The organism is Postechiella marina, assembly GCF_039538365.1.
In the GTDB taxonomy this organism is placed as follows: Bacteria; Bacteroidota; Bacteroidia; order Flavobacteriales; family Flavobacteriaceae; genus Postechiella; species Postechiella marina.
The window spans coordinates 634,063-659,259 of sequence record NZ_BAABCA010000001.1; the positions used below are offsets into that span (position 1 = coordinate 634,063).

The following is a 25,197-nucleotide window of genomic DNA, read 5'->3' on the forward strand; positions in this document are numbered from 1 at the left end:
GCTTTTTTTGTTTTTACATTTGTACATCGTCGCCACCGCCTCTTGGTCTGCCACCACGTTCTTCTTTTTTCTTTTGATTAAATCTATAGGTAAAAGATAAATTATAAGAGCGCACACCTCTAAATCTTATTTCTCTATCCGATATAAAATCGTCTGTTTCTACGGTGCCAGAAAATTTATTACTATTAAACACATCATTTATATTAAAGGCTATAGATGCTTTTTCTTTAAACAAATCTTTACTAAATGCTAAGTTTGTAGAAAAAACAGCATCTCTAACGTTTTGAGCATCTTCACTAGCGCCTCTATAACTCATGTTTGTTTGCCAATCTATAGCGCCAGGTAAGGTTAGTTTATTACTAAAACGTAACCTCCAAGTCATATTTTCAGAATCAAAACTAGTGCCTTGGTAATCACCATCTATAATGGCATTAAATAAATTAAAATCGGTATTCATTCGCCATTTCCTAATAGGGGTGTAAGTTAGGTTAAACTCAAAACCATAACGCTGCTCTGATGCTATATTTGAAGGGCCTCTTTGTAGTATAGGCACCTCTTGTCCGTCTATATTTACGGTTTCTTGAGTATCTTCACTAACAAAGCGAATAACATCGTTTGATTCTTGATAGTATAGAGAAGAACTAAGAATAAATTTTCCAAATCTATTTAAATACCCTAAATCAATTTTACCAGAGTAAGTAGGGTTAAGGCCAGGATTTCCTTGAAAAATATTAGTTAAACTGCTTCTAGAAGGAAAAGGATTTAAGTAATAAGATCTTGGTCTGCTTAACCTTCTATTATATCCAAGTGTTATATTTTCAGAATCGCTAAACTCATAGCTTAAATTTATGGTAGGGAATAGGCCAGTAAAGTTTCTTTTTTCGAAATCGTTAGAGGTTGGTTGGTCTAGGGTTAACTGCGTGTTTTCCATTCTAAGCCCTAATAGGTAGGAGAACTTATTAATTTTATTGCCATATTGTGTATAAAGAGCATGAATATAATTTCTAAAATTAAAAAGATTAGTTAGGTTGTTATCAACTTCAAAAACATTGGTGTTTGTATTTAAAAGTTCTACTTTATAGTCTGTAGATTTATTACTAAAATCTCCACGATAACCCATTTCTATTTGGCTATTTTCGCCTATTGGTAAAACATAGTCTGTACGAAGTAATATTTTAGATTCGTCTTCTAATTGTGTTAAAATATCTGTGTTTTGACCGTCTACATTAATTAAAGATTTTAAATTTTGTTCGTTATCTTCATGCTGAAAATCGAAGGTTAATTTATGGCCACTCTTTTTAAAGTTTTTAGTAAAATTAAAGGCATATTGTAATGTATTATTGTCTCCTTTTTCAGGATCTAACCTAAGGCTATTTCCTATTAAATTATTATTAGCATCGTATTGATTTAAATGGTTTGTAGAGTTATTATTTAAATCGTTGTTATTATATACAACAGATGTGGTTATAGATGCCGAATCGTTAATATACCATTCTATACCTATATTATTTGTTAAGCCTTTATTAGTTCTTTCCCAGTCTCTTTTTTCGTCAAAAATATTACCATTAGCTTTATATTCTGTATAGGTATACCAATAGCCAGGACGCTCTTTATAATTGTAAGATAAGGTGTTAAATATATTAATGTTACCTGTTCTGTAATTAATGTTTCCAGAAATACCTGCTGCATTTGGGTGTCCTACGTTTGTAGTTATTGCGCCATTTAAACCTTGTAACTTACTGCGTCTTAAAATAATATTTAAAATACCAGCAGTGCCTTCGGCTTCGTACCTAGCAGATGGCGATGTAATAACCTCAACTTTTTCTATAGCTTCGGCTGGTAGTTGTTGTAAAGCATCGCTAGAATCTAAACCAACCAAGCCAGAAGGTTTACCGTTAATTAATATTCTAACATTTTCGTTTCCTCTTAAAGCCACAGTACCTTCGGCATCTACAGATACAGATGGCACATTATCTAAAACATCACTAACGTTTCCACCTCTTACGGTTAAATCTTTACCTACGTTATATATTTTTTTATCAAGTCTAACTTCAACAGTCGTTTTTTCTGCTATTATTTCTATTTCTCCTAACGATTCTAAATCTATTTCTAAAGAAAAGCTACCAATATTTTCTGATTTAGTAATTTTTTTATTTGGAATTGTTATCGTTTTAAACGATATATATTCTAAAGTGATGTCGTAAAGCCCAGTATCTACAGGAATATTAAACATACCTTTAGTATCTGTTATGCCTCCTGTAACTACTTTGTTTGTGCGTTTATTAAAAAATGCTATGGTAGCGTATTCTAAAGGTTGTTGGGTTTCTTTATCTATAATTTTTCCAGAAATACGGACTTCTTTTTTTATTGGTCTTTGTGCTTGTAAATTAGAAATACTAAAAACTAAAATGAATAGTATGATTTTGTGCATCTTGCTAAAAGGTTGGTTGATGCTCAAAAATAAACCATGACGTTGCTTGCCATGGTTAAAACTTTGTTAAAAAGAAAGTGGTGTTAGATTATGTCTAGTATAGCTTCGGGTGGTCTGCCTATTACAGCTTTTTTTCCATTAATTACAATAGGCCTTTCTATTAATTTTGGATGGGCTATCATGGCACTTATAATCTCGTCGTCGCTTAACGTTTTGCCTTTATAATTACTTTTCCAAATGGCTTCGTTTTTTCTAACTAATGCTATGGGGTCTATGTTAAGTAACGCAATAATATTTTTAAGTTCTTTAAAAGTTGGTACGTTTTCAAGATATTTTACAACCTCGTATGGTTTGCCAGCGTTTTCTAAAATTTCTAAACCAGTTCTAGATTTACTGCAACGGTTATTGTGATATATTTTTATCATTATAAATGGATATTATATGGTGTTAATTGTTGAATAAGTTTTTCTGGTGATTTAAAATGTATACCATTAAAACCTAGGTTATTTGAAGCTTCAATGTTTCTTATGTTATCGTCAATAAAAATTGAATTTTCTGCTTTAATATTAAAACGATTTAAAGTAATATTGAATATATCTTTATAGGGTTTTCTTGTTTTTTCGTCTCCAGAAACTACAATGCCTTCAAACCATTGTAAAAAATCGAAACGTTTTTGCGCAATAGGAAAAGTTTCGTTACTCCAATTGGTTAACGCTATAATTTTATATTTTTTTTCTTCAATTAGAGCTTTTAATATGTTTACAGTTCCAGAAAATTCCCCGCCAAGCATTTGTTCCCATTGCCCATAATACATTTCTATGTAGTTTTTGTATTCTGGATATTGGTTTACTAAATCTTTAGTTGCTTGTTTAATAGGGTAACCAGCATCCTGGTTCTCGTTCCAATGCATGGTACAAATGTTATCTAAAAACCATCGCATTTTTTCGTTATTACCATTAAAAGCTTTTAAAAAAACATATTCAGGGTTCCAATCGATTAAAACACCACCTAAATCGAAAATAATAGTATCTATAGTTTTCATAATTGGTTATTTTCCTCTTGTTGTCCCATCATCATTAAGTACGCTTTTAAAAAGGGTGTAATATCACCATTCATAACAGCATCAACATTTCCTGTTTCGTGTGCAGAGCGTACATCTTTAACCAATTTATATGGATGCATTACGTAATTACGAATTTGGCTTCCCCATTCAATCTTCATTTTACCAGCTTCTATATCTTCGCGTTGTGCCATTTGTTTTTGAAGCTCTATTTCGTAAAGTTGTGATTTAAGCATTTGCATGGCTCTAGATCTATTGTCGTGTTGCGATCTCGTTTCTGAACAAGAAATTTGTATGCCACTAGGTTTGTGAGTAAGTTGCACTTTAGTTTCTACTTTATTTACATTTTGACCACCAGCACCACTAGAACGTGCGGTTGTAATTTCGATGTCTGCAGGGTTAATGTCAATTTCTATAGAATCATCAACCAACGGGTATACGTAAACAGAGGCGAAGCTAGTATGTCGTTTTGCGTTACTATCAAACGGAGATATGCGTACTAAACGGTGTACTCCATTTTCGCCCTTTAACCATCCAAAAGCAAAATCGCCTTCAATTTCTAAGGTAACGGTTTTAATTCCTGCAACGTCTCCTTCTTGAAAGTTTAATTCTTTAACTTTAAATCCATTTTTTTCGGCATACATTAAATACATGCGCATTAGCATATTTGCCCAATCGCAACTTTCTGTACCACCAGCGCCAGCTGTTATTTGCAGAACAGCACTAAGGTTATCACCTTCTTCAGAAAGCATATTTCTAAATTCTACTTCTTCTAAAAGTGTAACTAATTTATTGTAAACAAGGTCTATATCGTCTTCTGTAGCCTCACCTTCTTTATAATATTCTAATAAAATTTCTAATTCTTCTATTTGAGAAATAATATCTTTATAATCTTGCACCCATTTTTTTAATGAGCGTAGATTTTTCATGGTAGCTTCTGCGTCTTTAGGATTGTTCCAAAAATCTGGATTTGCAATTTTTTCTTCTTCATTTTGAATAAGAATTTGCTTTTTATCAATCTCTAAATAATCTTTAAGTTTTTTTCCTCTATTTGTAAGCTGTGTTAGCTGATCGTTTGTAATCATAAAAACAAAAATACACTTTAACTGTATGTAATAACAATTAGTTTACAGAAAAAGTGCTAATAGCATGTAGTGGGATACCTGTTTCTGAAATTCCTTCGACTTCAATTAAATAATCGCCTTCTGAGTCTGAACTAAAAAAGGATATTTCTTGACCTCCATTTTCTGTTATTCTTATTTTGGGTTCCCAGTGCAATGTTGTACGTACATCTGCTTTGGCGAGTTCTTCAAAACCGTACATATGGTCTGGCGCATAAAACTCTCTAGCGTTATAAAATCCTTGGGCAGCAAAATCAATAATACCTGGTTTTCTTTTAACATTTCTGGTGGTACTAATATTTCCTGTTTTGGAGTATACAGCAATAACACCATTACCACTACCAGCATACATAGCAGCATCTGCTCCTTTAAGCACGTCTATAAAAGAAACCTCTGTAGCTTGTAAAGTGGTTAAAAACTCAACATCTATAGGGAAATTATCTAAAAGCACTACAGGGCTTCCGGTACTACCTCGAATAGAAATGCTGTCGTTATAAGCATTTACTCCCGGCACGGTAGATAGTAAATCGAAAATGGTTTCGCCTCCATAACTATAATCGGTTTCTAAATCAATTCTATTATTAGCGTAGCCATAATCTGTTCTATCGTTCATTTCTTGCTTGCGCTTAGATAGTTCGTCTTTTTTGTTGGCAATAATAGTAACTTCTTCTAATCTTTGAGTTTGTTGATCGAATTCAAAATTTATTTTCTTAATGTACTCAGACATTTTTAGAAAATTTTCTAATTGTTTGTCGCTATCTATATCATTTTTTAAAATGATGTTTCTAGTAACCTCAGGACTTTTTTCTTCTTTATTATCTAAAAGAATTAATACTTTCCTGTCTCTTGGTGAATCTGATTTAAAATTGGTTAATCTAGATTCTATAATGGTTTGCACCGAGTCGAAAAATATAAATGGCCCATAACTAAAGCGCCCATTAGCATCTGTAGCTTGTATAGGTTCTTGTGCTACAGATTTGCCAAAAAAGGTTAGTCTTGTTTGTGTTGTTGTTGCCGAATATGGTTTTTTTAGAAACTTTGTAGTTCCAGAAATGGTTATGCCTTTTTCTGGCGAGAATTCGTTATGGTTTTTATTGTTATGTAAAAGATCTTTCCATGTAAAACGTCTCCATCCATGTGTTTGCATAACTAAATCTAGTAAATAATGTCTTCTAGGTTCGTTTTCTTTTTCGAAAAAGTAACCAGGGTCTTCAATTTCTCCTCTTAAATCTGAGTTAAGTAATAACCATGTTTTTATATTTTTAGATCTTGTGTTGTAAGGAAAAGCACTTAAGTCTCTAACACTCATAGATAGGTGACTAGGAAGGTTTTTACCATTATTATCTTTAACATCTATGTTTACCTTAATTTGTTTTCGCTTATTTATAACCTCTTTATCTTTTGCTATATCTACAGTTGTTTTGTTTTCGGGGTTAGTAACAAATGTAAGGCGTTCGCAAACTGGGTTACCATTAGCGTCGAATAATGTAACGTGAGCAACGCCATCTTTTAATTCTTTAACAGGAAGCTTTATAGAATATTCTTTTTTGTTTTCTGATTCGTATTTGCTGTAAATTAGTTTTCCGCGTTGGTGCACAACTAAATATGAAGCGCTAAGTTTGTTAATGGCGGTTGATTTTGCATCAATTAATAAGTAGTTACCAGAATTAATTACACTTAAAGCATACCCATTTGGTAAAGCTTTAGGTAATTTATAGGTGTATTCTACACCATTAACATTTAAAGTAGCTGTATATGTTTTGTTAGGTTCTGGACTAAGTGTAAAGGTGCCTAAGCCAAAATCGGCAGTTTTAAACTCAGACACAACATGGTTTTTGTTGTCTGTAATAACACCTTTTAGCTCAGTTTTGCTGTATATGTTATTTTTAACTTTTACAGCAATTTTACTTCTTATATTTTCTATTAAATAACCACCTTCTGGATAAAAATTTAAATCGGGTTTTGTAACTGCTACAGGCTCTGTTTTTATATTGGTAAGAGTTGTATTTGTTTTTAAACTATCATTTTCTTTATCTGTTCCTAATATAGAAATCTCTTTTTGAAAAAAGTAATCAGGATTACCATTTCTCATATAATTGGTATACGCTCTTAGTAGGTAATTACCCGTTTGCCAATCTTTTTCTATTTTAAAATCGCCAGCAACACTTATATTATTAGTAAAAAGTTTTCTCTTAGCAACTATACTGTCTTTATTGTTTATTAATTCAACATGTAATACCCAACTTTTAGTTGTTTTTTGGTGTGTAATACCATTTACTAAATAACCCGTATACCAAATGCTTTCATCTAAGGCGTAATAAGGTTTGTCTGTATGAATGTATATTTTTTCTGGAGCATTTATTAAGGCATAGTTTTTTAGTTTTTCATTAACCAATTCAGAAAAATGGTTTTTGTTAAATACAGTAAAAGAGATAAAAACGGTACTTAAGACACAGAATAAGACTATTTTTTTCATAAATGTTAGCAGGGTTGTTTTTAGTTAACGTAAATGTAAATTAATAATTGAAAATTACATCAAAAATTAAGCCGCATTTTTTTATAATTAGACTTTGTTAAATGATAAAAGTTTAGTTTATATTCGTTTTTTTAATATTTTTTTGATGCGAATAGACTTAAGAAGCGATACAGTTACAAAACCAACAAAATCTATGTTGGAATTTATGATGCAAGCCCAGGTGGGAGACGATGTTTTTAGAGAGGATGCTACAGTAAATTTATTAGAAGAAAAAATAGCAAAAATGTTTGGAAAAAGTTCTGCATTATTTTTTCCAAGTGGCACTATGGCTAATCAAACAGCACTAAAACTGCATACTAACCCCGGAGATCAGGTAATTTGCGATAAATATGCGCATATTTATAATTACGAGTCTGGAGGCGCATCATTTAACAGTGGTATTTCTTGTAAGTTGCTAGATGGTAATCGAGGTATGTTTACAGCTAACCAAGTAAAGGAAGCTATAAATCCAGAGGCGTATTATTATAGTAAAACTAGTTTAGTAGAAGTAGAGAATACAACAAATAAAGGAGGTGGCGCTTGTTGGGATTTTGATGAGATAAAAAAAATTAGAACGGTTTGCGATAATAACGATTTAGGTTTTCATTTAGATGGAGCACGTTTATGGAATGCTTTGGTGTATAAAAATGAAAGAGCTTTGCAATATGGAGAGGTTTTCGATACTATTTCGGTGTGTTTAAGTAAAGGTTTAGGGTGTCCAATAGGTTCGGTTTTGGTTGGCGACGATGCTATAATGAAAGAAGCTATTAGAATTAGAAAAATATTTGGAGGCAATATGCGTCAAGCAGGGTATTTGGCAGCAGCAGGTATATATGCTCTCGATAACAATATAGATAGACTAAAAAACGACCACGATAAGGCTAAAGAAATAGGAGTGGAGTTAACTAAACTATCTATAATTAAAGCTGTAGAGCCAATAGAAACTAATATTGTTATTTTTGAGTTGAACAGCAGTATTAGCGATAAAGAATTTACTAATAAATTGGCGCAAAAAGACATCCATATTATTAGTATGGGCGGAGGTAAATTGCGAATGGTTACCCATTTAGATTATACAGATGCTATGCATAATAAGTTTTTAGAAACACTAAAGACCTTATAGATATTACAATCCAGGAATTCCTGGCATACCATCTTTAGCAGCAGCTGCAAGCTCAGCTTCATTAATATCCGATGCTTTTTTTATGGCTTTATTTAATGTAAGAATTAAATAGTCTTCAAGTTGCTCTTTATCTTCAAGTAATTCATCATCAATTTCAAGAGATTTAATAACTCTGTTTGCAGTTAAAGTAACTTTTAGTTTATTATCGTTGCTAGCTTCATCAACTAAAACGGTTTCTAACCTTTTTTTAGTTTCATCTACTTTCTTTTTAGCTTCTTGTAATTTGGCCATCATGCCCATCATATCTCCAAACATAAATTTATCGTTTTTAAGTGATTTAGGGCAAAATTAGAAAATATTAAGAGAGATAAAAATCTAAATCTTATTAAAATTGAAAATTAAGGTGGTATTACTATACTATGCATTATTTTTGCTTACTCGTATTTTAGAAAATGTAATAGAATTATTGATTAAGATGAAAGAGAACCAAATTCCTGTAGCTAATAAAATTCCGAAGGTATTAGAAACCCATGGAGATGTTAGAATAGACAATTATTATTGGCTAAACGATAGAGAAAACCTGGATGTTATAGAGTATTTAAACTCAGAAAACACGTATACTAAAAAAGTAATGGCGCATACTGAGGGTTTTCAAAAATCTCTTTTTAAAGAAATGAAAGGGCGTATAAAAGAAGACGACACTTCGGTGCCATATAAACTTAATGGTTATTGGTATATAACACGTTACGAAACCGGAAAAGATTACCCTATTTACTTAAGAAAAAAGGAGCATTTAGGTGCAAACGAAGACATTTTGTTTGATTGTAACGATATGGCAAAAGCACACAGCTATTTTGCTATGGGAGGTATTGCTATTAGCCCCGATAATACAATGGCAGCCTTTACTACAGATACGGTGAGTAGAAGGCAATATACGCTACAAATTAAAAATCTTGTTACAGGCGAGGTTTATACAGATACTATAAAAAATACAACAGGAAGTGCTACCTGGGCAAACGATAATAAAACTTTATTTTACTCGGTTAAAGATGAGGTAACGTTGCGTTCTCATAAAATAAAAAAACATACATTATTTACAGATGCCTCGAAAGATGTAGAGGTTTATCATGAAAAAGATGAAACCTTCAATACCTTTGTATATAAAACAAAATCTAAAAAATATTTGGTTATAGGTTCTTCAAGTACTTTAACAACAGAATATCGTATTTTAAAAGCAGATAATCCAGAAGGTGAATTTAATGTTTTTCAAGAGCGTATTCGCGAACTAGATTACAACATAGCACATTATAACAATAGCTTTTATATTATAACTAATAAAGATGGTGCTACTAATTTTAAACTATTAAAAACAACGGAGCATACAACAACCAAAGAGCATTGGACAGAGGTTATTCCGCATAGAGAGAATGTACTACTAGAAGATATTGAGATTTTTAAAGATTATCTCGTTGTAAACGAAAGAGAAAATGGCCTTAATAAGTTAAGAATAATAAGTTGGAATGGTGATGAAGATTATTTTTTACCTTTTAAAAGTGAAACCTACACCGCTTATATAGGTAATAATCCAGACTTTAACAGTAACATTTTACGTTATGGATATAATGGATTAACCTCGCCAAGCGCTGTAATAGATTATAATTTTAAAACTAAAACAAGCGAAATTAAAAAAGAACAAGAGGTTTTAGGAGGAAAATTTAATAAAGAAAATTACGAATCTAAACGGGTTTGGGCTACAGCTCGAGATGGTGTAAAGGTGCCAATTTCTTTAGTATATAAAAAAGGATTAAAATTAGATGGTACAAATCCTTTATTACAATATGCTTACGGGTCCTACGGTTCTACAATAGACCCATCGTTTTCTACCATTCGTTTAAGTTTGTTAGATCGAGGTTTTGTATATGCTATTGCTCATGTTAGAGGAGGAGAATATTTGGGAAGACATTGGTACGAAACAGGAAAATTACTAACAAAAAAGAACACCTTTACAGATTTTATAGATTGTTCAAAGTTTTTAATAGAGCAAAATTATACATCTAACAAACACTTATACGCCTATGGTGGATCTGCTGGCGGATTATTAATGGGAACTATTATTAATATGAATCCGGAGTTATATAATGGTGTATTAGCAGCAGTTCCTTTTGTAGATGTGGTTACTACTATGCTAGACGACACTATTCCGTTAACAACAGGAGAGTACGACGAGTGGGGAAACCCTAACGATAAATTGTATTATGATTATATGAAATCGTATTCGCCATACGATAATGTTGAAGCGAAAGCATATCCAAATATGCTGGTAACAACAGGTTTACACGATTCGCAAGTGCAATATTGGGAACCTGCTAAATGGGTAGCTAAGTTAAGAGATTTAAAAAAGGACAATAATATATTGTTATTGCAAACCGATATGGAATCAGGTCATGGTGGGGCTTCAGGTCGTTTTGAAAGTCTAAAAGAAGTCGCTTTAGAGTATGCCTTTTTATTAGATTTGGAAGGAATTACCTCTTAATAAAAAAAAATGTCTTATTTTTGTCAGGTTTTTAAGTTGTATAATGATTTTTAAGTTATATAGCTAGTAATACGCATTTATGAAACATAATAATCAAGTTTTTGATAATGTATTAGATTTAGTAGGAAACACACCTCTTATTAAACTTAATAGAATTACATCTAATTTTGAAGGAGACTTTTATGCTAAAGTCGAATCTTTTAATCCAGGTAATTCATCAAAAGACAGAATAGCTCTTTATATTATAGAAGAAGCAGAAAGGCGTGGTGTATTAAAACCAGGTGATACTATTATAGAAACTACTTCAGGTAATACAGGGTTTAGTATAGCTATGGTGAGTATAATTAAAGGATACGATTGTATTTTAGCAGTAAGCTCTAAAGCTTCGGCCGATAAGATTGATATGCTAAAAACAATGGGAGCCAAGGTATACGTTTGTCCTGCTCATGTTAAGGCAGACGATCCAAGATCTTATTACCAAGTTGCAAAGCGTTTGCATGAAGATATGAAAGGTTCGGTTTATATTAATCAATATTTTAACCAACTAAATACAGACGCTCATTACAACTCTACTGGGCCAGAAATTTGGAAACAAACTGAAGGTAAGATAACACATTTAGTAGCTTGTAGCGGTACAGGTGGTACTATTTCTGGTACAGCCAAATATTTAAAAGAACAAAACCCAAATATAAAAATTATAGGTGTTGATGCTTTTGGGTCGGTGTTAAAAAAGTACCACGAAACCAGAGAGTTCGACGAAAAAGAGATATACCCATACAGAATAGAAGGTTTGGGTAAAAACTTAATACCAACAGCAACAGATTTTGATGTTATAGACGAGTTTGTTAAAGTTACAGACGAAGAAAGTGCGCATACCGCTAGAGAAATAGCAAAAACAGAAGGTATGTTTGTTGGTTACACATCTGGAGCAGCAACTCAAGCTTTAAAGCAATTAGGCGAAGAAGGTAGATTTAAAAAAGGAGATAAAGTTGTAGTTATTTATCCAGATCATGGTTCGCGTTATATGGGTAAAGTATATAGCGATAAGTGGATGAACGATCAAGGTTTTTTCGATAGCGTAAACGCAGAAGCGTCGCAGAGTATTCAATACGTAAAATAACCAATTAATAACATAAATATAAAGAGGTTGCTATTGTTGTTGTAACAAAAAGCAATCTCTTTTTTTATTTTATTAGTAATTTGGAGGTTAAAAATTATGTTCAAACCATATAAATAATTAATTTTGCAAAAATAATTAATAGCAAAAGCTTCGTTTAAATACATTTATTATTCGTATTTAATTAATAATCGATGCCCTATTGCTTTTAATAGATTTAAGATTTATAGTAGATGAAAGATTTATTTGAAAAAATTTATAAAGACAAAGGACCATTAGGTAAATGGGCGTCTCAAGCTGAAGGGTATTTTGTGTTTCCTAAATTAGAAGGAGAGATTTCTAATAGAATGAAATTTCAAGGGAAAGATGTTATTACCTGGAGTATTAACGATTACTTAGGTTTGGCTAATCATCCAGAGGTTCGTAAAGTAGATGCTCAAGCTGCTGCCGATTATGGTTCTGCTTACCCAATGGGAGCTAGAATGATGTCTGGGCATACAGATTTACACGAAAGACTTCAAAATGAGTTGGCAGAATTTGTAAGTAAAGATGCTGCTTATCTTTTAAATTTTGGATATCAAGGTATGGTGTCTACTATTGATGCTCTAGTTTCTAAAGATGATATTATAGTTTACGATGTAGATGCTCACGCCTGTATTATTGATGGTGTGCGTTTACATATGGGTAAACGTTTTACATACAAACATAACGATGTAGTTAGTTTAGAGAAAAACTTAGAACGTGCTACAAAAATGGCAGAGCAAACTGGCGGAGGAATTTTAGTTATCTCTGAAGGTGTTTTTGGTATGCGAGGAGAACAAGGACGATTAAAAGAAATTGTTGCTCTTAAAAAGAAATTTAACTTTAGATTATTTGTTGATGATGCTCATGGTTTTGGTACATTAGGTGCAACAGGAGCAGGAGCAGGAGAAGAGCAAGGTGTACAAGACGATATTGATGTATATTTTGCAACATTTGCAAAATCGTTAGCAAGTACAGGTGCCTTTATAGCGGGAGATCAAGAAATAATTGATTATTTAAAATATAATTTACGTTCTCAAATGTTTGCAAAATCTTTGCAAATGCAATTAGTAGTTGGAGCGCTTAAGCGTTTAGACATGCTTAGAACTATGCCAGAATTAAAGGCTAAGTTATGGGAGAATGTAACAGCATTACAGTCTGGTTTAAAAGAGCGTGGTTTCGATATTGGTACTACGCAAAGTTGTGTAACACCTGTATACTTAAAAGGAAGTATTCCTGAAGCTATGGCTTTAGTTAGAGATTTACGCGAAAACTATGGTATATTTTGTTCTATAGTAGTATACCCAGTAATACCTAAAGGATTAATTTTGTTAAGATTAATACCTACAGCAACACATACTTTAGAAGATGTAGCAGAAACTTTAGCTGCTTTTGAAGCTATTAGAGATAGATTAGAAAACGGAACTTATAAGCGTCTTTCTGCTGCTGTTATGGCTGCAATGGGAGAGTAGATTTAAGTTTTATACCTATAAAAAAAATCCGATTCATTTTGAATCGGATTTTTTTTGCATTTTATCTTTTAAGTAAGATGTATACTTTATATTAAATAATATCTTTTCTAAACGTTTTTCTTCTCCTGTAAACACTAGGGCTAAAGTGTTTCCATATTTGATGAATAGCATGATTATCTTCCAACTCTGGAGTTCTAAAACAATTCTCTATCCCTTTATCTTTAAAAGTATTGTAATATTCATTAAAAATTACTGCATGCACTCCTTTGTTTTGATAATCTGGATGTATACCAATTAAATAAAAAATAACGTCTTTACTGTTTTTCTTTGCGTTTAGAATGTGGCGAAACCCAAACGGAAATAATTTACCATTCATCTTTTTTAATGCATTGGCAAATGCAGGCATAACAATAGCAAAACCAACAAGCTCGTTGTTTTTGTCTATAACAAACTTTATATATTCTGGATTCACAAAACTTATAAACTTCTTTTTAAAATATGCTTTTTGGATGTCGTTTATAGCAACAAAAGACGAAAGAGAAGCGTAGCTTGCATTAAATAAATCGAACATTTTATCTACGTAAGGCATAACTTCACTTGTTTTAGTAAATTGCAAAGCCTTTAATTGATATCGTTTTTTTATAACCTCCTGAGCTTTAAAAAAGAATTCTGGTTTTACATTACTAAACGGGAAACTACTTTCGGAGTATTCTTTTTCAATTTTAAAACCTGCTACTTCGTAATGTTTTATGTAATAAGGATGATTATACCAAGTAACCATTGGTGTAAATGCTTCATACCCTTCTGTAACTGCACCAACTTTATCTAAATTTGAAAAACCTACAGGACCTTCTGTATATTCTAAATTGCGAGATTTACCTATTTTTATAACTTGATTAAAAAGTGCTTTGGAAACATCTAAATCATCAATAAAATCAAACCAACCAAAGCGCATTTTGTTTAAATGCTGGTTTTTTATTTCTAGATGATTCACTATGCCTGCTATTCTTCCTACAATTTCGTTGTTTTTATATGCTAAAAATAGCCAAGCTTCTGCGTCTTTAAAAACAGGGTTTTCGTTTTTATCAAATGTTTTTATTTCCTGGCTAATAATAGGTGGTGTCCAATACGGATTGTCTTTGTATAGCTTAAAAGGAAACTTTACAAATGCTTTTAAGTCTTTTTTAGTTTTAACTTCTTTTATTTCAATCATATTAAAATGACTACGCGTAATTTTATTGGTTATTAATTAAAATCTATGTCGTCTTTTTTACGTTTAGTTTTCTTTTCTTCGGTGGCTCCTTTTCTCTTTTTCTTTATTTTACCTCCTTTTTTGTTTTGTCTTCTTACTCCTTCTTCCATAGCAGATGTTCCGTTGTCTTCGCCTTTAGGCTCTTTGTCTTTATGAAAATCTAATCGGTAAGACATGCCAAAGTTAACACTAAAAACAGAAGGAGTGTCTTTTGTATTAAATGTAAGCGCGGTGTCTAATTGGAAATTTTTAGACCATAAGTATGCGCCACCAAATCTAAATAGATTATCGGCATAAAAATCACTTTTAATACCTTGAGTTTCTCCAAAAACTACCCATTTAGGATTAAAAGAATGTGTTAGGGTTAATATATAAGAGAAATCAGATTGATCTGTTCCTATTCTATCTTTTATTAAATTCATTACAAAAACCCATCCGCCAGAAAAATTATTTTGAGTAGCTATCATTATTTTTGGACTAAAACCTTCAATGCCTTGATCTGTGTACGGGTTGTCTCTAGTATCAAAGTTAGCGCCTGCATATATGGCTACTGCTGGGATTAAAGATTTCCATTTAAACCTCTGATTAGCTTTCCAGCTGTATAGGTTGGGTTTGTCTTCTTCAGCATTTTTATAAGGGTCGTAAACCAAGTACTTAGCGCCTAAAGCAAGAGTTTTAAAGTTAGAACGTTTGTCTTCTACATTAAAATTATTAGTGTATTTCTTTTTATCGTTTTGGTATGTGCCTTCAATGTTTAGTTCTAATTCTTCCCAAACAAGGCCATAACGTGCAGCAAAATCAACACCAAAACCATCTACTTTGTATGCTGTTTCTGGTGTACGCTTTTCATTTAAAATATAAGGGCCAACTTCAAATTGTGCTACCTTAGTGCCTACAGAGAAAGCACTTCTAGAAACTCCTGGTCTGTTAGAGTTAATTACATCTGTGTATTGTGCATAATTATTGGTGCATAGTAAACAGAAAATTACAAATAGGGCAGATTTTATTGGGGTCATAATAAACATTTTAGATTATTTGCTAGCAGTAAAACGGTTATGTGCTGTAAATATAAACGGTTTAAGGGTTATCAAATATAGATATTTTATACTTTTTTTATCATTTTTGAGCGTTTTTTAAGTGTATAGAATTGTATTTTTGTTAAAAATACTTTTTTTATGATACAGTATGCGTCTGTAATTGGACTCTTTAGAACCATATTAATCATTGCGTTAATCTATTTTGGTGTTAAAATTTTAGCGCGTTTATTTGCGCCTTTTCTGCTAAAGTTTGTAGCTAAAAAGGCTGAACAGCAGTTTGGTGGCCAATTTAAACAGCAACAAAGACAACAAAAGCAATCTTCTAGTCGAGAAGGAGAGGTTACTATTGATAAAATGCCTAATATTAAAACGTCTAACAATAATGTAGGCGATTATGTAGATTACGAAGAAATTGAATAATTAATTTGATAAGTTCAATTCAGGTAATTCTCAAAAAATATAGCTAATTTCACAGTCTTAGTTATTAATTCAATTTCATGCAATTTTCAGTAAAAAAAATACTTCCACATATTGTAGTTCTAGTAGGTTTCGTGGTTTTATCTTTAGCTTATTTTAGTCCAGTTTTAAAGGGTAAGCAAATTTTTCAGAGCGATATTAAGCAATATATCGGAATGTCTAAACAGCAAAAAGACTTTAAAGCAAATACGGGCGAAGAAACATATTGGACAAATAGCGCCTTTGGTGGTATGCCTACTTATCAATTAGGTGCTAGATATCCGCATAATTATATTAAAAAGTTAGATTTAGCTTTACGTTTTCTACCTAGACCAGCAGATTATTTATTTTTGTATTTGCTAAGTTTTTATGTGCTTTTATTAGTTTTAAAAGTAGACTTTAAGCTCGCTGCTTTAGGGGCTTTAGCTTTTGGTTTTTCAACTTATTTAATAATAATTTTAGGTGTTGGGCACAATAGTAAAGCGCATGCCATTGCTTATATGCCTTTAGTTTTAAGTGGAATTTTACTTGTTTTTCAAAAAAAATATATTGGTGGTTTTTTGCTAACAGTGGTGGCTATGGGCTTAGAGTTGGTTTCAAATCATTTTCAAATGACGTATTATTTATTGTTATTGGTTGTGGTTTTAGGTGTTGCTTATTTAATTGATGCCTATAAAAAACAAGTGTTGCCACATTATTTTAAGTCTGTTGGCATCTTACTAGCTGCTGTTATTCTATCTATAGCATTAAACGCCACGAGTATAATGGCTACGCAAGAATATGTTAAAGAAAGTACGCGTGGTAAAAGTGAACTAACAATAAATGCAGATGGATCGCCTAAGGAGGTAACCTCTGGTTTAGATAGGGCATATATAACACAATTTAGTTATGGTATTTTAGAAACGTTTAATTTATTTATTCCTCGATTTATGGGGGGAGGAAATGGAGAAGATGTTGGTAAAGACTCTAATACCTACAATGCGTTTAGAAAAATAGGAGCAACAACTACGCAGGCAGCAGAACAGGCAAAACATGCGCCTATGTATTGGGGAGATCAGCCTATAGTAGAGGCTCCTGCTTATATAGGCGCGGTTATTATATTTTTATTCGTTTTTGCTTTGTTTTTGGTTAAAGGACGATTAAAATGGTGGGTTGTTGGTGGTACGCTTTTATCTCTATTATTGTCTTACGGTAAAAATTTAGGTTTTTTAACCAATTTTTTTATCGATTATGTGCCTATGTATAACAAATTTAGAGCAGTAAGTTCTATTCAGGTTATTCTAGAATTATGTATACCATTATTGGCTATATTCGGTTTGTCAAGGTTATTTAACGATTTTGAGAGTAAAGATGATAAGCTTAAAGCGTTAAAATACGCTACAGGAATAACAGCAGGCTTAGCTGTGCTGTTTTTAATATTTAAATCTTCGTTTGATTTTGTAGGGGTTAATGATGGGTATTATCGTCAAAATTACGGTCCAGATTTTATTGATGCTGTAAAAGCAGATAGAAAGGCTATTTTTACTACAGATACTTTAAGAACATTAATTTTAGTATTGCTTTCTGCGGGAGCTATTTTTATGTTTTTAAAAGGTAAATTAAAAGAGCATTTAGTAATTGTAGCTATAGCTGTACTTATTTTATTCGATTTGATAGGAGTAGATAGACGCTATGTAGATAACGACGATTTTGTGTCTGCAATACAGGTTAATAAGCCATTTCAAGCAAATGCAGCCGATAAGGCTATAATGCAAGATAAAAGTCATTTTAGAGTGTTTGACATGACAGCGGGTTCGTCTACCAAACCTTCATATTTTCATAATTCTTTAAACGGATATAATGCAGCAGAGTTAAAACGTTATAGAGAAGTGTTCGATTTTTATGTGGCAAATAATAATATGAATGTGCTAAATATGTTAAACACAAAATATTTTATTGCCCAAGATAAAGAAGGGAAAATTTTTCCATACACAAATGCAGATGCTAATGGCAATGCTTGGTTTGTTTCAGAATTGCAAAAAGTAAACTCTGCCAACGAAGAAATAAAAGCTCTAGATAGTTTAGATAATAAGCGTAAAGCTGTTTACGTTGCCAAAGACGCTAATTTTAAAAGTAAGTTTACAGTAGATTCTTTAGCGCAAATTAAATTACTGGATGTAAAACCTAATTATCTTAAATACGAAACCAACAATAAAAATGATGGTTTTGCTGTGTTTTCAGAAATTTATTATGGTAACGGATGGAAAGTTTTAATAGATGGTCAAGAAGCTAACTATGTACGTGTAAATTATACATTACGTGGTATGGAGGTTCCTGCAGGAAAGCATCAAGTAGAATTTAAATTCGATCCAGATGTTGTTAAAAACGGAAGTAAAATAGCACTAGCAAGTTCTTTGCTTTTTGGTGTTTTACTTATTTTGGGTTTGTTTTTTGAATTAAAAAAGAAATAATTGGTTCTTTTATTTTAGTGAAGCATGAGTAGAAAAAAAGTGCTTATTATAACTTATTATTGGCCACCTGCTGGCGGGCCAGGAGTACAACGGTGGTTAAAATTTGTTAAGTATTTGCCAGAGTTTAATATAGAGCCTATTGTTTATATTCCAGAAAATGCAAATTATCCTTTAACTGATTCTAGTTTAATAGATGAAGTATCTCCCGATATAAAAATTATAAAGCAGCCTATAAAAGAACCTTATAAGTTAGCAGGGCTTTTGTCAAAAAAATCATCTAAAACAATAAGTAAGGGTATAATTTCTGAAAGTAAGACGCAAAGTATTGTAGAAAAATTAATGCTTTATGTGCGTGGTAATTTTTTTATACCAGACGCTCGTAAAAATTGGGTAAGTCCCTCTGTTCGTTTTTTATATAGCTTTCTTCTTGAACAAAAAATTGAAACAATAATAACTACTGGTCCGCCACATAGTTTGCATTTAATAGGTTTAAAGTTAAAAGAAAAACTAGGGGTAAAGTGGTTGGCAGACTTTAGGGACCCATGGACAACTATAGGATATCATAAACAACTAAAATTAACTAGAAAATCTAAGCAAAAGCATCTAGATTTAGAGCGTCAAGTTTTAAATACAGCAGACCAAATAATTGTTACAAGTTTTGTTACTAAAAAAGAATTTGAAAGGTTAACACCTAAGCCTATAGAAGTTATTACTAACGGTTTTGATAGCGAAGCGACTAAAGAAGTTAAGCTTAATTCTGATTTTTCTATAGCGCATATTGGGTCTTTATTATCTAAAAGAAATCCAGAATTGTTATGGAAAGTTTTGGCAGAGTTGATTGAAGAAGTTGATGGTTTTGCAGAAGTTTTTAAGTTAAAATTTATTGGTGCGGTAAGTGAAGATGTGTTAAAATTAATTGATGATAATAATTTAAGTGATTATGTAGATAAGATAGGTTATGTTTCGCATAAAGAAGCAATTGAATATCAGAAAAAATCGCAAATTTTATTACTTATAGAGATAGATTCAGAAGAAACAAAATGTATAATTCCCGGAAAACTATTTGAGTATATGGTTTCGAACAGACCAATTGTAAGTATAGGACCAAAAGATTCTGATGTCGAAAAGATTATTAAAGAAACTAATACAGGGAGTTATTTTTATTATGAAGATTCTAAATTGCTAAAAACAGCTATCTTGTCGTATTATAAAGCTTTTCAGGATAAAACATTAAAGTCGCATCCTATCGGACTTCAAAAATATCATAGAAGAGCTTTGACAGAATCACTATCTAAATTATTATAATGGGAATAGTAGCTTCGCAATCTTTTAAAAACATTGTATCTACATATTTAGGTTTTTTTGTGGGTGCTATAAACACTTTGTTTCTTTACACAGAGTTTTTAAGCGACGAATATTATGGTATGGTAGGGTATATGCTATCTTTGGCTTATGTGGTTATGCCTATAATGGCTTTTGGTGTTAACAATACTTTGGTTAAGTTTTATTCATCATTTAAAACACGCTTAGCATTAAATGGTTTTTTAACATTAATGCTTTTTTTGCCAATTTTTATAATAGTTCCAATAACGGTTATTGTGCATTTTGGATATGATGTAATTACGGGTTTTCTGTCTCAAAGAAATGCTATTATTAAAGATTATTTGTGGCATACTATTGTTGTAGCGGTGTCTTTAGCGTATTTCGAGGTGTTTTTTGCTTGGGCTAAAGTGCAAATGCAAACAGTTTTTGGTAATTTTATGAAAGAGGTGTTTCATCGAGTAGGTGTTATGCTGTTGCTTTTTACTTTGTTTTTTGAATGGATTAATGTTGATCAATTTATGGTTGGTCTTGTATTAGTATATGTTTTACGTATGCTCGTTATGACAATTTATGCTTTTACTATACGGTTTCCGGTTATTGTATTTCGAAGCCCAGGGAATTTAAAAGATATTTTAAAATATTCTTTTCTAATAATTATAGCTGGCTCTATAGCAACAGTACTTTTAGATATAGATAAAGTTATGCTTGGTTATTATATATCTATTAAAGAAATAGCGTATTATAATGTGGCTATTTTTATATCTGCTGTTATTGCTGTACCACAGCGATCTATGCACCAATTATTAATGCCTTTGTCTGCTAAATATTTAAACGAAAGAGATTTTGATGCTTTAGAAAAATTGTATAAGCAGAGCTCTATAAACTTATTTATAGTTAGTGGTTTGGTTTTTTTGTTAATTGTATTAAATATAAATCAGTTGTATTTAATTATTCCTGAGGAATTTAGTGGCGGAATTTCGGTTGTTTTTATAATTAGTGTTATAAAACTTTACGATTCGCTACTGGGGAGTAATAATGCTATTTTATTTAATAGCGATTATTATAGAATAGTACTTGTATTAGGTGTTGTGCTAGTTGTTTTAATGGTGTGTCTTAATATGGTTTTTATTCCTTTATTAGGTATTAATGGGGCTGGTTTAGCAACATTCATAGCTGTTTTTATGTACAATTCTATTAAGCTGTTTTTTGTTTATAAGAAGTTTAAAATATTGCCTTTTTCGAATAAAACATTAAGAATAGGGGTGTTTTTACTGCTTTTTATAGCTGTGTTTTATTTTTGGGATTTTCCATTTAATCCTTTTGTTAATATAGGTTTAAAATCTATTTTAATTGGGTTGCTTTACGCTTTCGTTGTTTATTACTTTAATTTTTCTGAGGATATTAGTATTCTTATTAAACGATATTTAAAATTATAGTAATTGTGTAAAATGAGAAAACCCCGCAATGTTGCTTTGAGGCATACATACTGCAGGGCTTTCTACTAACCAACCAAAATTTTTAAATCCTTCTAGTTCTAGATGATGTAGATGATTGTTTTCTGCTTTTAGAAGCGCTGCTTCTGTTGGTAGTAGAGCTTCTTTGTGGCGATTTTCTAATCGTAGATGTTGTTCTTTGTTGTGTTCTGGTTGCTACTTGAGGCGACTTTCTAGTTGTTGTTTTGCTTTTGTAGTTACGAGTATTGTTTGTTGCGCTTGGTTTTCTTGAAACTATATTTCTGTTGTTTTTATTTACACTTCTTGAGTTGTTAGAAGAAGTTGTGGGTCTTTTAGTAATATCTCTAGAAATGTTACTATTGTTCCTAGTTGTATTTATTCTAGAAGTTGTGGCGTTTCTATTGTAAACGCTTCTATTTTTAGAGCTGCTAGATACCATTCTATTAGTGTTCTTAATGCTATTTTTTCTAGAAATATGTGTATTACCTTTATTGCTTCTTGAGGCGTTATTATTTATTCTTGTAACGTTTCTTTTGTTTCTATATGCTGTGGCGTAGCTTTTATTTCTCGAAACAGAATATCCTCTTCTACTAGCTACAGCTGTTTTTGGTCTATAATTGTTATAAAACGGTCTGTTGTATATATATCGAATAGGTTTGTAATATTGTCTATAAGGTCTGTTGTATACCACGCAATGGTTAAGAGTAGGTACGCTATAGTATCTGTGCCATGGTCTAGCTATATAGCGTCTATTATGTATGTTTATATAGCCAGAATGGTGAGAAAATCTATTGTATCTGTCGTAATACACATATAAACCGCCAACTCTAGCAATGCGTCCGTAATTATTATAATTAATGTTTATGTTGCCTACTTGGCTAATTCGTCCGTAGTAATCGTAGTAAATTGGAGTGTTTTCAATTTGAATAATAGCACCAAATTCATCATATTGTACATATGCATTATAGTTGTATCCAGAGTTAAAACTGATGTTTAAGTTTGGAGATCCAATAGATACGTTAACATTGGATGCGTAGCGGGGTATGTTAAAATCGAATTGACCATCTGGAAAAACAGAAAATTCAATACCGTTTTCTACAAAAATATATCTATCGCCATAACCATTATAATATGTTGAAGTTAAATTTTTGTTGGTTTCTATGTTGCTGGCTGTAGCAGGAAGTCCGATAAGAACTAAAGCTGCTAATAAAAATAGAGTCTTTTTCATAATTCATGATTTAAATGCTTAAAATAAATTCTCGGCATATGTTATACGTTTAGATAATTACAAACAGCGTGCCAAAAAAATAAATGAGATTTATTGGTTTTTCTTTTGATTGATTAATAAATAGGAATAGCTATGCTTTGTAGTTTAGTTAAAAAGCAGGATGAGAAAGAATAGGTAGGTAATGCTTTGGTTTCTGTTTTTATTTGAGTTTTTTAATAGCTTATGGATCAGTTAAATGATTTGGCTTTTGTTTTGAAGTTATGTTGATTTTAATTTTAAATTTATTTTATTTTTTTTTATATTCGAAACAAGTTTCAATAATGAAACTAACTAATCTAAAAACTAATTACTATTATGAAAAAAATTACTTTATTATTGTTATTATGTATAGCTAGTTTTGGCTATGCTCAAACAACTATGCTTAGTATAACCCATATAAATGGGGAAACTCCTGCAGATTTTAAGGCAACCTTAGATGGTGGTAACCTTGTAGAAGGATCTACTCTAGCTATAACAGTAAATTATACCAATGTTCAGCCTCATCCTAATTGGGGATGTACTTGTATTCGTGTTAGACTGTTAAATAATTATGGTTTAATACCTGAGTTTGTTAATGTTGATGAAACTGTTACAACAAGTACAAGTGAGCAAACAGTAGTTGTAAATATTGTGGTTCCAGACGTTTCTGATGATGTTAGTCCTGGGCCAATTAGAATACAAGCTATAGCTAGAGATGAAACTGGAGGAGCAAATGAGTTTGCTTATGCTTCAGAGACATTTTCTTTAAAAGACTTAACAACGTTGTCATCAGGAAGCCTTGAGAAAAATAAATTATCAGCATTTTACAATGCGTCAAAAGATGTTATTTCTATTGGAGATACTACAGTTACTGGAGATTATAATATATTTGACTTAGCAGGGAAATCAATTTTAAAAGGTGAAGTGTCTAAAGAGATTAATGTTGAGACTTTAAAATCTGGTATGTACATTTTAGCAACAGATAAGGGGAGCTTAAAATTTGTAAAATAAAAATTTTAAACTTCAATAATTAATAAAAGACATCCTGTAAAGGGTGTCTTTTTTGTTTACATTTACTTCAATATATAACTTACATTTAATTTATTGTGATTAATAAAAAAGTAGGATTGTTTTATAAGTACATGTTGTGGGCGGGACTATATATGTTATTTTATGGTTGTAAAAAAGGAGAGGAGCCTTCTAAAGGAGAGCTATTGGCTAGAAATTATTGTGCTTCTTGTCACTTGTTTCCAGGTCCTGATTTGTTGTCTAAAGATGTTTGGATGACTGAAACAATTCCTGAAATGGGGTTAAGGTTGGGGATGTCTCATCATGGTCCTGAATATTATGATAACGGATTTAATAAAGCAATTTATCCAGAAAACATGATGCTGTCTCAAGAAGATTGGGAACGTTTGGTTATGTATTATAAAATTATGGCACCTCAAGAAATTACGCTTTATAAACAAGAAAAATTGAAGGAGAGTAATGTTTTTGAGGCTAAGGCATATGCTTACAATGGTAAAAACTCGTCTATAGTAACAATGATAGAGTATAACGTAAAAGATGAAAAATTGTATTTGGGAGATGGTGAGAAAGCTTCATTAATAACGTTAAATACAGATGGCGATGTTTTAGCTGTTAAAAAGCTTAAAAGTCCGCCAGTTAAAATTCAGTTTAAAGACACTTCTAGCGTTATGCTTTCAATAGGGTCTTTATATCCTTCAGATGTGAAAAAAGGTGTTTTAAATATAGGTGTTCATAGAATAGATAGCTTAATAAGGCCGGTTGATTTTATTATTAAAGATGTAGATAAGGATGGCTTTGAAGATGTTTTGATTTCAGAATTTGGTAATACCGTAGGGAATTTGGTGTGGTATAAAAATAATGCCAATAATAATTATAGCAGGCGTGTTATTTATCCTTTTTCTGGTAGTATTAAAATGGAGTATGGAGATCTTGATGGTGATGGTAACGAAGAGTTGGTAGCTATGTTAGCTCAAGAAAGTGAATCTATAATTGTATTTTCTTTTGAAGATGGCAAATTTTATTCAAGAAAAATAAAGCAATTTCACCCTGCTTTTGGTTTGAATGATTTTCAATTAGTTGATTTTAATAATGATGATTTACTAGATATTGTTTTTAGTAATGGAGACAATGCAGATTATTCATCTGTTTTGAAAAACTATCATGGTGTTCGAGTTTATTTAAATAATGGGGATTTTGAGTTTACAGAATCTTATTTTTATCCATATCACGGAGCGAGCAAAGTAGAGGTGGCAGATTTTAATTTAGATGGAAAACTAGATATTTTAACAATTTCTAATTTTGGAGATTTAACCGATAGTAATTTCGAAAGCCTTGTTTTGTTAACTAATATTGGAGATTTAAATTTTAATGCTAATAAAATTAAAAACATACCAAGAACAGGTTGGCAGACAATAGATGTAAAAGACTTTGATAACGATGGCGATAAAGATGTGTTTATTGGTGCTTTTGGTATAAAGTTAGGGCCTAAAGAATCTATTAAAGATAACGAAGCTAAGATGTCATGGATCAAGCTAATAAATAATACATTGTATTAAA

General features: G+C 31.6%; 19 protein-coding genes. 10 read left to right on the forward strand and 9 right to left on the reverse strand.

What is annotated here, in order from left to right; genetic code table 11:
• Window positions 1–13: 13 nt before the first annotated feature.
• The 5 genes from ABD715_RS02570 to ABD715_RS02590 all read right to left on the reverse strand — a co-directional run bounded on the left by ABD715_RS02570 (window position 14) and on the right by ABD715_RS02590 (window position 7,088).
• Window positions 14–2,431, reverse strand: coding sequence for a TonB-dependent receptor (locus ABD715_RS02570; protein ID WP_344786503.1), 2,418 nt, complete (start codon window positions 2,429–2,431; stop codon window positions 14–16).
• Window positions 2,432–2,514: 83 nt separating this feature from the next.
• Window positions 2,515–2,856 (reverse strand): arsenate reductase (glutaredoxin), encoded by a 342-nt coding sequence (gene arsC, locus ABD715_RS02575; protein ID WP_344786504.1) that lies wholly within the window; start codon window positions 2,854–2,856, stop codon window positions 2,515–2,517.
• A complete protein-coding gene (locus tag ABD715_RS02580) occupies window positions 2,856–3,473 on the reverse strand; it encodes an HAD family hydrolase (RefSeq protein ID WP_344786505.1) in 618 nt (205 codons plus the stop codon). The genes arsC and ABD715_RS02580 overlap by 1 nt, the downstream gene beginning before the upstream one ends.
• Entirely contained in the window at window positions 3,470–4,576 is a 1,107-nt protein-coding gene (gene prfB / locus ABD715_RS02585) for a peptide chain release factor 2 (protein ID WP_344786506.1), read from the reverse strand. Before prfB ends, ABD715_RS02580 begins: the two co-directional genes overlap by 4 nt.
• A 37-nt stretch (window positions 4,577–4,613) precedes the next feature.
• Complete coding sequence (locus ABD715_RS02590) at window positions 4,614–7,088, reverse strand: TonB-dependent receptor (protein WP_344786507.1); 2,475 nt, start codon at window positions 7,086–7,088, stop codon at window positions 4,614–4,616.
• 145 nt (window positions 7,089–7,233) lie between these two features.
• Between ABD715_RS02590 and ABD715_RS02595 the strand changes: the two genes are divergently transcribed.
• The gene (locus ABD715_RS02595) at window positions 7,234–8,250 is read left to right on the forward strand and encodes a threonine aldolase family protein (protein ID WP_344786508.1); all 1,017 of its coding nucleotides are present in this window, start codon (window positions 7,234–7,236) and stop codon (window positions 8,248–8,250) included.
• A 3-nt stretch (window positions 8,251–8,253) separates the two neighbouring features.
• Here ABD715_RS02595 and ABD715_RS02600 read toward each other — a convergent pair whose 3' ends face one another.
• Entirely contained in the window at window positions 8,254–8,565 is a 312-nt protein-coding gene (locus ABD715_RS02600; protein WP_344786509.1) for a YbaB/EbfC family nucleoid-associated protein, read from the reverse strand.
• A 160-nt stretch (window positions 8,566–8,725) separates the two neighbouring features.
• Between ABD715_RS02600 and ABD715_RS02605 the strand changes: the two genes are divergently transcribed.
• The 3 genes from ABD715_RS02605 to capB all read left to right on the forward strand — a co-directional run bounded on the left by ABD715_RS02605 (window position 8,726) and on the right by capB (window position 13,393).
• On the forward strand, window positions 8,726–10,783 hold the full coding sequence (locus tag ABD715_RS02605) for a S9 family peptidase (RefSeq protein WP_344786510.1): 2,058 nt from the start codon (window positions 8,726–8,728) through the stop codon (window positions 10,781–10,783).
• 79 nt (window positions 10,784–10,862) lie between these two features.
• On the forward strand, window positions 10,863–11,903 hold the full coding sequence (gene capA / locus ABD715_RS02610; protein WP_344786511.1) for a cysteate synthase: 1,041 nt from the start codon (window positions 10,863–10,865) through the stop codon (window positions 11,901–11,903).
• A 230-nt stretch (window positions 11,904–12,133) separates the two neighbouring features.
• A complete protein-coding gene (capB, locus tag ABD715_RS02615; RefSeq protein WP_344786512.1) occupies window positions 12,134–13,393 on the forward strand; it encodes a cysteate-C-fatty acyltransferase in 1,260 nt (419 codons plus the stop codon).
• Between the two features lie 91 nt (window positions 13,394–13,484).
• Here capB and ABD715_RS02620 read toward each other — a convergent pair whose 3' ends face one another.
• Window positions 13,485–14,606, reverse strand: a complete 1,122-nt coding sequence (locus tag ABD715_RS02620; RefSeq protein WP_344786513.1) for a GTP cyclohydrolase — start codon at window positions 14,604–14,606, stop codon at window positions 13,485–13,487.
• Between the two features lie 32 nt (window positions 14,607–14,638).
• The gene (locus ABD715_RS02625; protein WP_344786514.1) at window positions 14,639–15,661 is read right to left on the reverse strand and encodes a transporter; all 1,023 of its coding nucleotides are present in this window, start codon (window positions 15,659–15,661) and stop codon (window positions 14,639–14,641) included.
• A gap of 159 nt (window positions 15,662–15,820) precedes the next feature.
• Between ABD715_RS02625 and ABD715_RS02630 the strand changes: the two genes are divergently transcribed.
• The 4 genes from ABD715_RS02630 (at window position 15,821) to ABD715_RS02645 (ending at window position 21,347) form a co-directional block, all read left to right on the forward strand.
• Entirely contained in the window at window positions 15,821–16,102 is a 282-nt protein-coding gene (locus ABD715_RS02630) for a DUF4834 family protein (protein ID WP_344786515.1), read from the forward strand.
• Window positions 16,103–16,179: 77 nt separating this feature from the next.
• A complete protein-coding gene (locus tag ABD715_RS02635) occupies window positions 16,180–18,588 on the forward strand; it encodes a YfhO family protein (protein WP_344786516.1) in 2,409 nt (802 codons plus the stop codon).
• Between the two features lie 24 nt (window positions 18,589–18,612).
• The gene (locus ABD715_RS02640; RefSeq protein WP_344786517.1) at window positions 18,613–19,893 is read left to right on the forward strand and encodes a glycosyltransferase family 4 protein; all 1,281 of its coding nucleotides are present in this window, start codon (window positions 18,613–18,615) and stop codon (window positions 19,891–19,893) included.
• On the forward strand, window positions 19,893–21,347 hold the full coding sequence (locus ABD715_RS02645; protein WP_344786518.1) for a lipopolysaccharide biosynthesis protein: 1,455 nt from the start codon (window positions 19,893–19,895) through the stop codon (window positions 21,345–21,347). Before ABD715_RS02640 ends, ABD715_RS02645 begins: the two co-directional genes overlap by 1 nt.
• A gap of 82 nt (window positions 21,348–21,429) precedes the next feature.
• On the opposite strand, the gene ABD715_RS02650 is transcribed toward ABD715_RS02645, so the two are convergent.
• Window positions 21,430–22,593 (reverse strand): hypothetical protein, encoded by a 1,164-nt coding sequence (locus tag ABD715_RS02650; protein WP_344786519.1) that lies wholly within the window; start codon window positions 22,591–22,593, stop codon window positions 21,430–21,432.
• Window positions 22,594–22,947: 354 nt separating this feature from the next.
• Between ABD715_RS02650 and ABD715_RS02655 the strand changes: the two genes are divergently transcribed.
• Window positions 22,948–23,622, forward strand: coding sequence for a hypothetical protein (locus ABD715_RS02655; protein ID WP_344786520.1), 675 nt, complete (start codon window positions 22,948–22,950; stop codon window positions 23,620–23,622).
• Between the two features lie 95 nt (window positions 23,623–23,717).
• The gene (locus ABD715_RS02660; protein WP_344786521.1) at window positions 23,718–25,196 is read left to right on the forward strand and encodes an FG-GAP repeat domain-containing protein; all 1,479 of its coding nucleotides are present in this window, start codon (window positions 23,718–23,720) and stop codon (window positions 25,194–25,196) included.
• Window position 25,197 lies beyond the last annotated feature (1 nt).